At 45.0% G+C, this 12,130-nt stretch carries 12 protein-coding genes and 3 tRNA genes; 14 read left to right on the top strand and 1 reads right to left on the bottom strand.

The features are described 5' to 3' along the window. Positions 1-5 precede the first annotated feature (5 nt). Together rplT and RIL182_RS10840 are read left to right on the top strand one after the other, a co-directional pair. Complete coding sequence (gene rplT, locus RIL182_RS10845) at positions 6-362, top strand: 50S ribosomal protein L20 (protein ID WP_006858929.1); 357 nt, start codon at positions 6-8, stop codon at positions 360-362. 92 nt (positions 363-454) lie between these two features. Then, positions 455-1,177, top strand: coding sequence for a PHP domain-containing protein (locus RIL182_RS10840; protein WP_006858930.1), 723 nt, complete (start codon positions 455-457; stop codon positions 1,175-1,177). On the opposite strand, the gene RIL182_RS10835 is transcribed toward RIL182_RS10840, so the two are convergent. Beyond that, positions 1,174-2,007: an AraC family transcriptional regulator gene (locus RIL182_RS10835; RefSeq protein ID WP_006858931.1), complete on the bottom strand. Its 834-nt coding sequence runs from the start codon at positions 2,005-2,007 to the stop codon at positions 1,174-1,176. The two genes, RIL182_RS10840 and RIL182_RS10835, sit on opposite strands and share 4 nt — an antisense overlap. Positions 2,008-2,239: 232 nt before the next feature. On the opposite strand from RIL182_RS10835, the gene galE reads away from it, so the two are divergent. From galE to RIL182_RS10775, 12 genes are all read left to right on the top strand, one after another. Beyond that, positions 2,240-3,256: a UDP-glucose 4-epimerase GalE gene (gene galE, locus RIL182_RS10830; RefSeq protein ID WP_015560473.1), complete on the top strand. Its 1,017-nt coding sequence runs from the start codon at positions 2,240-2,242 to the stop codon at positions 3,254-3,256. 257 nt (positions 3,257-3,513) lie between these two features. Continuing rightward, a complete protein-coding gene (locus tag RIL182_RS10825; RefSeq protein ID WP_006858933.1) occupies positions 3,514-4,599 on the top strand; it encodes an NAD(P)H-dependent flavin oxidoreductase in 1,086 nt (361 codons plus the stop codon). Positions 4,600-4,716: 117 nt separating this feature from the next. Further along, positions 4,717-4,788, top strand: a tRNA-Glu gene (locus tag RIL182_RS10820). Between the two features lie 35 nt (positions 4,789-4,823). Continuing rightward, positions 4,824-4,895, top strand: a tRNA-Glu gene (locus RIL182_RS10815). A gap of 35 nt (positions 4,896-4,930) precedes the next feature. Beyond that, positions 4,931-5,002: transfer RNA gene (locus tag RIL182_RS10810), tRNA-Glu, on the top strand. Between the two features lie 285 nt (positions 5,003-5,287). Further along, positions 5,288-5,755, top strand: a complete 468-nt coding sequence (gene rimP / locus RIL182_RS10805; RefSeq protein ID WP_134523303.1) for a ribosome maturation factor RimP — start codon at positions 5,288-5,290, stop codon at positions 5,753-5,755. A 120-nt stretch (positions 5,756-5,875) separates the two neighbouring features. Further along, a complete protein-coding gene (gene nusA, locus RIL182_RS10800) occupies positions 5,876-7,099 on the top strand; it encodes a transcription termination factor NusA (RefSeq protein WP_022113042.1) in 1,224 nt (407 codons plus the stop codon). Between the two features lie 15 nt (positions 7,100-7,114). Beyond that, on the top strand, positions 7,115-7,405 hold the full coding sequence (gene rnpM, locus RIL182_RS10795; RefSeq protein WP_006858061.1) for an RNase P modulator RnpM: 291 nt from the start codon (positions 7,115-7,117) through the stop codon (positions 7,403-7,405). Between the two features lie 10 nt (positions 7,406-7,415). Then, a complete protein-coding gene (locus RIL182_RS10790) occupies positions 7,416-7,724 on the top strand; it encodes a L7Ae/L30e/S12e/Gadd45 family ribosomal protein (protein ID WP_006858090.1) in 309 nt (102 codons plus the stop codon). Between the two features lie 5 nt (positions 7,725-7,729). Beyond that, on the top strand, positions 7,730-10,690 hold the full coding sequence (infB, locus tag RIL182_RS10785) for a translation initiation factor IF-2 (RefSeq protein WP_006858060.1): 2,961 nt from the start codon (positions 7,730-7,732) through the stop codon (positions 10,688-10,690). Between the two features lie 11 nt (positions 10,691-10,701). Beyond that, the gene (gene rbfA / locus RIL182_RS10780; RefSeq protein WP_006858059.1) at positions 10,702-11,082 is read left to right on the top strand and encodes a 30S ribosome-binding factor RbfA; all 381 of its coding nucleotides are present in this window, start codon (positions 10,702-10,704) and stop codon (positions 11,080-11,082) included. 38 nt (positions 11,083-11,120) lie between these two features. Beyond that, positions 11,121-12,074 (top strand): DHH family phosphoesterase, encoded by a 954-nt coding sequence (locus RIL182_RS10775; protein ID WP_015560477.1) that lies wholly within the window; start codon positions 11,121-11,123, stop codon positions 12,072-12,074. Positions 12,075-12,130: the final 56 nt, after the last annotated feature.

Below are 12,130 nucleotides of genomic sequence, written 5' to 3'. Positions count from 1 at the left end.
AGATCATGGCAAGAGTTAAAGGCGGTTTAGGCGCTAAAAAAAGACATAATAGAACATTAAAATTAGCAAAAGGTTACAGAGGAGCTCGTTCTAAACAGTACCGTGTTGCAAAACAGTCTGTTATGAGAGCCTTAACAAGTTCTTACGCAGGAAGAAAAGAGAGAAAGAGACAGTTCCGTCAGTTATGGATCGCTCGTATCAACGCAGCAGCAAGAATGAACGGAATCTCTTACAGCCAGATGATGCACGGCTTAAAAGTAGCTGGTGTTGACATCAACCGTAAAATGTTAGCAGAGATGGCTGTAAACGATGCAGCAGGATTTGCAGCATTAGCTGAGATTGCAAAGAAAGCAGTTGCTTAATTATAGGACAAGATGAGGGAGAACTTATTCCGGTGGGACAACCCCGGGGTAAGTTCTTTTTTCGCTTATGAAAGGTAAATTGGTGGTTTATCATGCAAATAAACGGATATTTATATGACACCCATGTGCACACATCAGAGGGAAGCGCATGTGGACAGAATACAGGAGCAGAGATGGCGAGAGCATATCAGAAAGCGGGATATGCCGGCATCGTCGTAACAGATCATTTCTTTTATGGAAATACGGCGGCGGACCGGAGCCTTCCATGGAAAGACTGGGTAGAACAGTTCTGTAAGGGATATGAACACGCAAAAGAAGAAGGCGATAAGATCGGACTCCAGATATTTTTTGGATGGGAGTCAGGATATCACGGAACAGAATTTTTAATTTATGGCTTAAACAAAGAATGGCTGTTAGAGCATCCTGAAATCAAAGATGCAGATGTGAAAGAACAGTATGAACTGGTACATGCCGGTGGTGGTATCGTCAGCCACGCGCATCCGTTCCGTGAGGAGGATTATATTCCGGAAATCCGCCTTTTCCCGGACTGTGTAGATGCAGTGGAGGGAATCAATGCCACGCATGAGAGTCCTGCGAGCACGTCGCATAAAAATATCCTGTATAATGAAAAAGCGATCGCCTATGCGAAAGAACATGGACTTCCGATTACGGCTGGCTCGGATCAGCATACCACCAGAATGATCGGTGGCGGCATGCTGTTTGACCGGAAGCTCTCCGATGAAAAAGATTTTTGCAGGGCAGTGCTTGCCGGGGAGGCAAAAGCATACTGGAACGGCAGTGAGTTTTATGGTTAGGAGGTACGGGAATGTGTCCGGTATTCTTTTGGGGACATTTGTTTTTGTTTGTGAAACGTTTTGGAAAAATATAAGCTGTTGTCAAAACCCAGTGAATTTGCAATCGCGGTGATGGACAGGCTGGAATGTTCTAACAGATAACACGCCTGTTTCATGCGAAAATCAGTCAGATATTCCTTTGGCGACTGACCAAGCACCGATTCAAAAGAACGGAACAGGTGGCTGCGGCTGACGCCGACATAGTCTGCGATATCCTCCACAGTAATTGCATAAGAATAATTGGAAGAGATATACTCGATGCCTTTCTGCACATAACTGTTGGCGGAATTTTGCTCCGTCGTATGGGAGGCGCCGTGTAAAAACATGGCAAGCATCGTATAGAGCCGTCCGGTCATTTCCACGGCATGCTCAAATTCATTTCCTCTGGCATCGTAAATATGGAGTATCTGGCGGTGGATATCACTTCCGTGCGGTGTCTCCCGTATGATCGGTTTTTCCGGCGAAAAATCCGTTGCCTTTAAGATCATGGAAGCGTCACTGCCCGTAAAACCCACCCATGCATACTCCCACGGGTCAGTCTCTGCAGCGTAATAGACAACCTCTGTATTTGGATACACCAAAAAAGAATCCCCCGCCTGCAATTCATAAGTTCTTTTTCCAATCTTGTAAAAACCTTTCCCCGAAATAATATAATGGATCAGATAATGATCCCGGATTCCCGGTCCCCACTGATAAAGCGAGTCACATCTCTGAAATCCCACGTTATAGACGGAAAGTGAAACCAGTTCTTTCTCTGTTACTTTGTAAGAATTTTTATATTTTTCGTACATGGCAATCCTCCATTATTCTCTGGTAATCCACTGCCAGCAGCTTCACACGGCCTGACGGCCACAACCCCACGGCGATGCACTAAATAATTATACCGGCCACTCGGTCAACATGCAACATTTTTACATATAATATACACATTTTTGGCTATACATTTTCCAAAGAATGGGGTAAGATGTACCCATAACGTTGAAGGAAAACAAAAAGATTTGTTATGGAAAGGTGGAAAAAACTATGGCAATTTTAGTTACCGGCGGTGCCGGATTCATTGGAAGTCACACATGCGTAGAACTGTTAAATGCGGGTTATGAGGTTGTTGTACTTGACAATCTGGTAAACGCATCTGAAAAATCATTAGAGCGTGTAAAAGCAATCACAGGAAAAGAAGTGACTTTTTATAAAGGCGATATCTTAGACCGCACAATTTTAAATGAGATTTTTGAAAAAGAAAAAATTGATAGCTGTATCCATTTCGCAGGATTAAAGGCTGTTGGTGAGTCTGTGCAGAAACCTTGGGAATATTACAACAACAATATTTCAGGAACATTGACTCTGGTGGATGTAATGCGTCAGCATAACTGCAAGAACATTATTTTCTCATCTTCAGCAACCGTATACGGTGATCCGGCAGAAATCCCGATCACAGAGAACTGCCCGAAGGGTCAGTGCACCAATCCTTATGGATGGACAAAATCCATGTTAGAGCAGGTACTGATGGATATCCAGAAAGCAGATCCGGAGTGGAACGTGATCTTACTCCGTTACTTTAACCCGATCGGTGCTCATAAGAGTGGAACCATGGGAGAGAATCCGAACGGTATCCCGAACAACCTGATGCCATACATTACACAGGTGGCAGTCGGCAAATTAAAAGAACTTGGCGTATTTGGTGACGATTATGACACGCCGGACGGAACAGGTGTCAGAGATTACATTCATGTAGTTGACCTTGCGCTCGGTCATGTAAAAGCATTAAAGAAGATCGATGAGAAATGCGGACTTGCAATCTATAACCTTGGAACAGGTCATGGTTACAGTGTGCTTGACATTGTCAAAAACTTCGAAGCTGCAACTGGCGTGAAGATTCCTTATTCCATCAAACCGAGACGTGCAGGTGATATTGCAACCTGTTACTGTGATCCTTCGAAGGCAGAGCGTGAGCTTGGCTGGAAGGCACAGTATGGTATCAAAGAGATGTGCGAAGATTCCTGGAGATGGCAGAAGAACAATCCGAACGGATATGACGATTGATCTGCATAGCTGAAACAGGGAAAGTTGTCAAAGGAAGAGATTGCAGACGGTGTGGGACTTACGATAGAAGAGGTCGATGTCTTTGCGCAGGAATAAATAATTTATAAATGATAAAAACACGGAAAACGACTGTAAACGTAAAAAATTTACAGTCGTTTTTCTTTACAAATAATAATATGGTTATTGTTGACATATTATATATTGAATGATACCATTATATATAGTAATAAAAACTATATACAATAGAGGGAAAGACAATGAAGAAAATTTTTTCAATGAATCGTTTTGAAGGATGGAATCTGAGTCTGCCGCTGATCCAGGGCGGCATGGGAGTTGGTGTGAGTTTAAGCGGCCTGGCTGGCGCGGTTGCATCGGAGGGCGGCATGGGCGTGATCTCCACGGCACAGATCGGATTTGAGGAACCGGATTTTGTGGGAAATGAAGAAGCGTGCAATCTGCGCAGTATCCGAAAGCATATCGTGCGTGCAAAAGAACTGGCATCTGGAAAAGGAATGATAGCAGTCAACGTCATGGTGGCATTACAGCAATACAGGGAGCATGTTAAAGAGGCGGTGCGTGCCGGGGCGGATGCGGTAATCTGCGGAGCCGGGCTTCCAGTGGATCTGCCGGAGCTGGTAGAAGCAGGAAAAGCAAAGATTGCACCGATAGTATCGTCAAGGCGCGCGGCGGCGCTGCTTTTAAAAACCTGGGATAAAAAATACGGCAGGACAGCAGACTTTATCGTCACAGAGGGGCCGGAGGCGGGCGGACATCTTGGATTTTCGAGGGAGCAGTTAGATGATATTTCAAAGATCCGTTTTGAGGAAGAGCTGACGGGGATCGTGGAAGAAAAGAAAAAGTACGAGGAGAAGTATGGAAAGCAGATCCCTGTTTTTGCAGCAGGCGGGATTTGGGATGCATCCGATGCAAAGCGGATCGAAGCACTCGGAGCAGACGGAGTTCAGGCAGCGACAAGATTTGTTGCGACAAAAGAGTGTGATGCTTCCTTAGGATATAAAAAAGCATATGTGAATGCAAAAGAAACTGATGTAAAAATCATCAAAAGTCCGGTCGGCATGCCGGGGCGTGCGTTAAACAATGCTTTTATCCAAAAGACAGAACGGGCGCCGGAGAGCGTGGAGCGCTGTTATCACTGCATTAAAAACTGTAAACCGGCGCAGATTCCGTACTGCATCACACAGGCGTTGATCCGTGCTGTGCATGGAGACGTTGAAAACGGACTTGTATTTTGTGGTTCGAATGTTGGAAAAATAGATCGGATTTCGACGGTGCGTGAAGTAATAGAGGATCTGATGTATGAAAAAGAGGTAAAAATGCCATGAAAATGGTGGGAAAAGCAGAATGAAATTGTGTAAATTGTTCATATTTTTAAAAAAATAAAAAAACTTCAAAAAAATACTTGCAAATAAAAAAAAACATGCTATAATAAGTATCAGTTCGGCTCGTTGGTCAAGCGGTTAAGACGCCGCCCTCTCACGGCGGAAACAGGGGTTCGATTCCCCTACGAGCTACTCTGTTTTTATAACAGAGATGAACAAATACTTATGGCCCGTTGGTCAAGCGGTTAAGACGCCGCCCTCTCACGGCGGAAACAGGGGTTCGATTCCCCTACGAGCTATTCTGTTTTATAACAGAGATAAATCAAATATTTGTGGCCCGTTGGTCAAGCGGTTAAGACGCCGCCCTCTCACGGCGGAAACAGGGGTTCGATTCCCCTACGAGCTACTCACTGTTATTTCGAAAGAGATAAACAGCCCAACCCGGAAGTTGTCAGTATGCCAGATGGTATATTGGCAATTTTTTATGTTGTATGATTTTATTGTTTGTCAGAAAAAAATGTAAAAGGCTTGCATTTTAAAGAGGAAAGTGTTACATTAATAAATGATAACACGATGACTTGATTGAGAGAGGACGAAAGCCCTCTCTCAATTCACGTTTAGGAGCCATGTATTTCTGCAACAGAAATGCATGCAGAAGTAAAACTGAATATGGAAGAAAGAAGGTGTACACATGTCAAAACGTGAAACATACGAAACGCGCACCGAAGAACTGATTACTCCGATTTTAGACCGCATGAATTTTGAGCTGGTCGATGTGGAGTATGTAAAGGAAGGCGGTGCCTGGTACTTAAGAGCCTATATCGACAAGGAAGGCGGCATTACCGTAAATGACTGTGAGGCAGTGGCGCGGGAGATGAACGAGATTTTAGACAGAGAAGATTTCGTTGAGGACTCCTATGTTTTTGAGGTCAGCTCTCCGGGACTTGGCAGACCGCTGAAAAAAGAAAAAGATTATATCCGCAGCATGGGAAAAGAAGTAGAGATACGAACATATCGTGCAATCAACCGTGAAAAGGAATTTTATGGTATTTTGTCTGCATATGATGAAAATACCGTGACGATAAAAACAGAGGACGGAACGGAAATGACGTTTGAAAAGAGCGATATCGCACTGATCCGTCTGGCATTTGACTTTTAAAGATGAACTAAAGGAGGAAAATCCTGCCCAGTGTGCTGGGCATTGCTCCCTGCAAGGGCACATGCTATGCAAAAACAGCATAGCAGGCATTTTGCTCCGCAAAACAAGGAGGATTTAATAATGAGTAATAATGAGTTGTTAGAAGCGTTAAATATACTGGAACAGGAGAAGAATATCAGCAAAGATACATTGCTTGAAGCGATTGAAAATTCTCTTGTAACAGCGTGCAAGAACCATTTTGGTTCATCCGATAACGTAAAAGTATCGATCGATCCGGAAACCTGTGAGTTTCATGTATTTCAGGAAAAGACAGTTGTTGAAACGGTAGAAGATCCGGTAGAGCAGATCAGTCTGGTCAATGCAAAGATGATCAATTCCAAATATGAGATCGGAGACGTTGTCAACATCGAGGTACAGTCTAAGGAATTCGGACGTATCGCAACACAGAATGCAAAGAACGTGATCTTACAGAAAATCCGTGAAGAAGAGCGTAAAGTTTTATACGATCAGTATTACAGCATGGAAAAAGATGTTGTGACCGGCGTGGTACAGCGTTATGTGGGAAGAAATGTCAGCATTAACTTAGGAAGGGTCGATGCGATCTTAACAGAGAATGAACAGGTAAAAGGCGAAGTGTTCCAGCCGACAGAGCGTATCAAGGTATATATCTTAGAGGTTAAGGCTACTTCTAAAGGACCGAAAGTGTTAGTTTCCAGAACACATCCGGAACTTGTAAAACGCCTGTTTGAGTCTGAGGTGGCTGAGGTCCGCGAGGGCATCGTAGAGATCAAGGCGATCGCGCGTGAAGCAGGAAGCAGAACAAAGATCGCAGTATGGTCAAACGATCCGGATGTCGATCCGGTTGGTGCATGTGTTGGTATGAATGGTGCCAGAGTCAATGCAATCGTTGGTGAACTGCGTGGTGAGAAGATTGATATCATCACCTGGAATGAGAATCCGGCAATGATGATCGAAAATGCATTAAGTCCGGCAAAAGTTATTTCTGTTATTGCGGATGCAGAAGAAAAATCTGCAAAAGTGGTTGTTCCGGATTACCAGCTTTCTCTTGCCATCGGAAAAGAAGGACAGAATGCAAGACTTGCAGCACGTCTGACAGGATTCAAGATCGATATCAAGAGCGAGACACAGGCGAGAGAGTCCGGCGATTTCTTAGATTACGAGAATGATTACGAGGAAGATGAGTATTACGATGAGGACGGCGGGTCCTATGAGGAGTACGAGGACGGCAGTGCACCGGCAGAGGAAGGCTATGAGGAAGACAGCTATGAGACTGACGGAGCAGAAGAAAACAATGCCGAAGCTGATGGTGAGGACAGAGAATAAGAGGTATTAAGAAGAATGTCAAATAAAAAGATTCCGATGAGGCAGTGTGTCGGCTGTCATGAGATGAAAGCCAAAAGAGATATGATCCGTGTGATCAAAACAGCGCCGACGGAAGAAGGGGAAACGGAGATCATTTTAGATGCAACTGGAAGAAAGAACGGAAGAGGTGCTTATATCTGCCCAAACCGTGAATGTCTTGCAATGGCGATAAAAAATAAAGGGTTAGAACGATCATTTAAAATGCCGATCCCGAAAGATGTATATGAAACGCTGACAAAGGAGATGGAACAGCTTGAAACCAGATAGAGTGTTATCTATGCTAGGAATTGCCGCAAAAGCCGGCAGTGTGGCGAGTGGAGAATTTTCTACGGAAAAGGCGGTAAAAGAGGGCAGGGCATATCTTGTCATCGTTGCACAGGATGCGTCAGACAATACGAAGAAAATGTTTCGAAATATGACAGATTTTTATCAGGTGCCAATGTATGAATATTCGGACAAAGAAATGCTCGGGCATTTCATCGGAAAAGAATTTCGTGCATCGCTTGCAGTCACAAACGAGGGACTGTCGCACTCGATCGAAGAGAGACTGAAACAGCAATCACAACTGAATAATGGGAGGAATTAAGATAAATGGCAAAAATGAGAGTATATGACCTTGCAAAAGAATTAGGAATAGAGAGTAAACAGATTATAGAAACATTAAATACGACGGAATATGCAGTGAAAGCAGCTTCCAGCAATATCGATGATCCGGCACAGGATATCGTGAGAAAGAAATTTGGAAAGTCTGCAGCAGCGGAGAATACTGCAAAGGCACAGAATAAAGAAAATGTGTCAGAGAGCAAACCTGCAGAGAACAAGACAGCGGCACCGGAAAATAAACCTGCACAGAAGCCACAGGCAAACGAGCAGAATAAACCGGCTGAGGGTGCAAAAACTGAGAACGCAGAGCAGCGCCCGAAGAAAAAATCAAGCATTACTGCTGTGTTCAATGCACAGTACAGCAAACAGGGCGGCGGCCGCGGCGGCAATAACAACAGACGTTCTGGAAATGGTGACAGACGCCAGGGGAATGGCGACCGCCGTCCACAGGGACAGAATCCAAACCGCGGCAATGCGCAGGCAAGACCGACATCCGGTTATGATGTAAGAAAAGCATTTGAACGCGCAATTAACCCGGAGGCAGCAAAAGCAGCGGAAGAGGCAGAGCATCTTGCAGCGGCAAAAGCAGCAGAGCTGAAGGCACAGAGAGAGGCAAAACCGGCAGCGGAAGAGCCGAAGAAAACGGTTGAAAAAGTACAGGTACAGACTCCAAGAGAAAATGTCTATGCACAGAATCCGGAGTACCGTCCGCAGAATAATGACCGCCGTCAGGGGAATAATAATGACAGACGCGACCGTAACAATAATGGTCAGCGCCGTCCGCAGGGAGATGGAAGAAACCAGAGAAACAATGGTGACAGACCACAGCGCCCGTACGGTGACAGAAACGGAAGAAACGATGGACAGCGTCCATACCAGAACAATGGCAGACCGGGACAGGGTCAGGGCGACAGAAATAACAACAGAAACAATGGCTTCCGTGGTGGAAATAATGGTGGCGGCAGACTTGACCGTGAGATCGACCGCTTCAATAAAGAGGCAGCTGCAGCAGCACCGGAGGAGTTAAGAGGAAAAGAATCCAGAGAGCGCGATAAGGACAGAAACAAAAACGCAAGACAGCGCAACGATTACGATGCACTTGGCGGAAAGAAACAGGAGCGCTTTATCAATCTTGAGAAGAACGGTGGCAAGAAGAAACCTCAGCAGCAGCCAAAACAGCAGCCGGAAGAGGATGTGATCCGCACACTGGTATTACCGGAGAAACTTACGATCAGAGAGTTAGCTGACAAGATGAAAGTACAGCCGTCTGTTATCGTAAAGAAACTGTTCTTAAAAGGAACGATGGTTACGGTAAACCAGGAAGTAGATTACGAGCAGGCAGAAGAAATCGCATTAGAGTTTAACTGCATCTGTGAGCCGGAAGAAAAAGTCGATGTGATCGCCGAACTCTTAAAAGAGGAAGAAGATCCGGAAGATACTTTAGTAGCACGTCCACCGGTTGTCTGTGTTATGGGCCACGTTGACCATGGTAAAACATCCTTGCTGGATGCAATCCGTTCTACCCGTGTGACAGACAGAGAGGCAGGCGGTATCACACAGCACATCGGTGCATCCGTGGTATCCATCAATGGTCAGAAGATCACATTCTTAGATACACCGGGACATGAGGCATTTACTGCAATGCGTATGCGTGGTGCAAATTCCACCGATATTGCGATCTTAGTCGTTGCAGCAGACGATGGTGTAATGCCACAGACCGTAGAGGCAATCAACCATGCAAAAGCAGCAGGTGTTGAGATCATCGTTGCGATCAACAAGATCGATAAGCCGAGTGCAAATATCGAGCGTGTAAAACAGGAGTTATCCGAGTATGAACTTATCCCGGAAGACTGGGGTGGAAGCACGATCTTCTGTCCGGTATCCGCACATACAAAAGAGGGTATCGACAACCTGCTTGAGATGATCCTTTTAACAGCAGAAGTACTTGAGTTAAAGGCAAATCCGAAACGTAATGCAAGAGGTCTTGTCATTGAGGCACAGCTTGATAAGGGCCGCGGTGCCGTTGCCACTGTTTTGGTGCAGAAAGGTACTTTAAAAGTTGGCCAGCCGGTAGCATGCGGAAGCTGCTATGGTAAAGTCCGTGCAATGATCGATGATCAGGGAAGACGTGTCAAAGAAGCTGGTCCTTCCATGCCGGTAGAGATCTTAGGTTTATCCTCTGTACCGGAAGCGGGCGAGACATTCGTTGCCATGGATACAGAAAAAGAGGCGAGAGCATTTGCTGAGACCTATATTTCCGAGGGCAAGAACCGTCTGATCGAAGATACAAAAGTGAAGATGTCCTTAGACGATCTGTTTTCACAGATCCAGTCCGGAAATGTCAAAGAACTCGATATCATCGTAAAAGCCGATGTACAGGGTTCCGTGGAGGCAGTAAAACAGAGTCTTGTAAAACTGTCGAACGAAGAAGTTGTTGTAAAAGTCATCCATGGTGGTGTTGGTGCGATCAACGAGTCTGATGTCAGCCTTGCATCTGCATCAAATGCGATCATCATCGGATTTAACGTCCGTCCGGATCCGACTGCAAAACTTACTGCAGATAAAGAAAACGTAGATATCCGTCTCTACAAAGTCATCTACAATGCAATTGAGGATGTAGAGGCAGCCATGAAGGGAATGTTAGACCCGGTATACGAAGAGAAAGTATTAGGCCATGCAGAGATCCGTCAGATCTTCAAGGCTTCCGGCGTCGGCAATATCGCAGGTTCTTATGTGCTTGACGGTATGTTCCAGAGAGGATGTAAAGTTCGTATTTCCCGCGAGGGCGAACAGATCTTTGAGGGTGATTTAGCTTCCTTAAAGAGATTTAAAGATGATGTCAAAGAAGTAAAAGCAGGATTTGAGTGCGGTCTTGTATTTGAAGGTTTCGGTGATTTCCAGGAATTAGATATCGTAGAAGCGTATACAATGGTTGAGGTACCGCGCTAAGAGGTTATAAAATGAGAAAAAACAGTATTAAAAATACCAGGATCAATGGAGAGGTGCAGCGCGAACTTTCCAATATCATCCGCGGGGAGATCAAAGACCCGCGGATCAACCCGCTGACAAGCGTTGTGGCAGTGGAAGTTGCACCGGATTTAAAAACATGTAAAGCATATATCAGTGTTTTAGGAGATGAAGAATCCCAGGCAAAAACACTTGCAGGGTTAAAGAGCGCGGAGGGATTTATCCGCAGCAAACTTGCGAAAACAGTAAATCTGCGCAATACACCGGAGATCCGTTTCGTGTTAGACCAGTCGATTGAATATGGTGTAAAGATGTCTAAAATGATCGACGAGGTCACAAAAGATATCAAAAGCGAAGATGACGCAGAGGAATAAGACAAACGAAAAGCGTATATTTGGGGATGGAGGAGAACATGAAAAGTCTCGATGAACTTTTCGCGGGAGTAAAAACAGCTGCCATTGCAGGTCATATCAGACCGGATGGGGACTGCGTAGGCTCCTGCCTTGCAACCTATAACTATATTACGACATATTACCCGCAGATCGAAGTCAGCCTGTATCTGCAGCCGATACCCAATATTTTCAAATTTATGAAAAATGCGGATAAGATCATAAGCGACTGCACTGCAGATAAAGAGTTTGATCTGTTTATCGCACAGGACTGCGGGGATCTGGGCAGACTTGGAGACGCGGCAAAATATTTTGAGCATGCAAAAAAAACAGCGTGTATCGATCATCATATCAGTAACCAGAGTTTTGCGGATGAAAACTATATTTTCCCGCAGGCGAGTTCTGCGTCGGAACTGGTATTTGAACTGATCCCGAGAGAACGTCTGACCAAAGAGATCGCAGAATGCATTTATACCGGAATCATCCATGATACCGGTGTGTTCCAGTATTCCTGCACATCGGAAAAAACGATGGAGGCAGCAGGTGTTCTGATGGGAATGGGCATTGATTTCCCGAAGATCGTGGATCAGACGTTTTTTACAAAAACCTATGAGCAGAACCGTATCATGGGACTTGCGCTGGTAAAAAGTAAGCTGCATCTGGATGGAAAATGCATCTCGAGTATCATAACTGCAGAGGAAATGAGAGAATACAATGTTCTTCCGAAACATTTAGACGGGATCGTCAGCCAGCTTCGCGTGACAAAGGACGTGGAAGCAGCAGTCTTTTTATACCAGACAGATGAAGAAAATTATAAAGTCAGCACTCGTTCTGCAAGTTATGTGGATGTTGCAAAGATCGCAGCAAAATATGGCGGTGGCGGACATGTCAGGGCAGCAGGTTTTTCCGTGGCGGGAGATCCAGAAAAACGGCTGAATGAAATTATTGAAGATATCAGAGAACAGATCACAGATTAACGATACAGGCAGCCTGAAATTTTCAGATTGCAGAAAATGACGGCTGTACATGAGAC

Origin of the sequence: Roseburia intestinalis L1-82 (genome assembly GCF_900537995.1) — a bacterium.
GTDB lineage: Bacteria > Bacillota > Clostridia > Lachnospirales > Lachnospiraceae > Roseburia > Roseburia intestinalis.
The sequence above is the reverse complement of the archived record's forward strand: the minus strand, read 5'-3'. Positions and strand labels throughout refer to the sequence as shown.

Excerpts from the sequence above, each read along its gene's own strand:
- rbfA (WP_006858059.1), top strand. The coding sequence starts at position 10,702 with ATGAGAAAAAACAGTATTAAAAATACCAGGATCAATGGAGAGGTGCAG.
- RIL182_RS10835 (WP_006858931.1), bottom strand. The coding sequence starts at position 2,007 with ATGTACGAAAAATATAAAAATTCTTACAAAGTAACAGAGAAAGAACTG.
- nusA (WP_022113042.1), top strand. The coding sequence starts at position 5,876 with ATGAGTAATAATGAGTTGTTAGAAGCGTTAAATATACTGGAACAGGAG.
- infB (WP_006858060.1), top strand. The coding sequence starts at position 7,730 with ATGGCAAAAATGAGAGTATATGACCTTGCAAAAGAATTAGGAATAGAG.
- RIL182_RS10825 (WP_006858933.1), top strand. The coding sequence starts at position 3,514 with ATGAAGAAAATTTTTTCAATGAATCGTTTTGAAGGATGGAATCTGAGT.
- RIL182_RS10775 (WP_015560477.1), top strand. The coding sequence starts at position 11,121 with ATGAAAAGTCTCGATGAACTTTTCGCGGGAGTAAAAACAGCTGCCATT.
- RIL182_RS10840 (WP_006858930.1), top strand. The coding sequence starts at position 455 with ATGCAAATAAACGGATATTTATATGACACCCATGTGCACACATCAGAG.
- galE (WP_015560473.1), top strand. The coding sequence starts at position 2,240 with ATGGCAATTTTAGTTACCGGCGGTGCCGGATTCATTGGAAGTCACACA.
- rimP (WP_134523303.1), top strand. The coding sequence starts at position 5,288 with ATGTCAAAACGTGAAACATACGAAACGCGCACCGAAGAACTGATTACT.
- rnpM (WP_006858061.1), top strand. The coding sequence starts at position 7,115 with ATGTCAAATAAAAAGATTCCGATGAGGCAGTGTGTCGGCTGTCATGAG.
- rplT (WP_006858929.1), top strand. The coding sequence starts at position 6 with ATGGCAAGAGTTAAAGGCGGTTTAGGCGCTAAAAAAAGACATAATAGA.
- RIL182_RS10790 (WP_006858090.1), top strand. The coding sequence starts at position 7,416 with ATGCTAGGAATTGCCGCAAAAGCCGGCAGTGTGGCGAGTGGAGAATTT.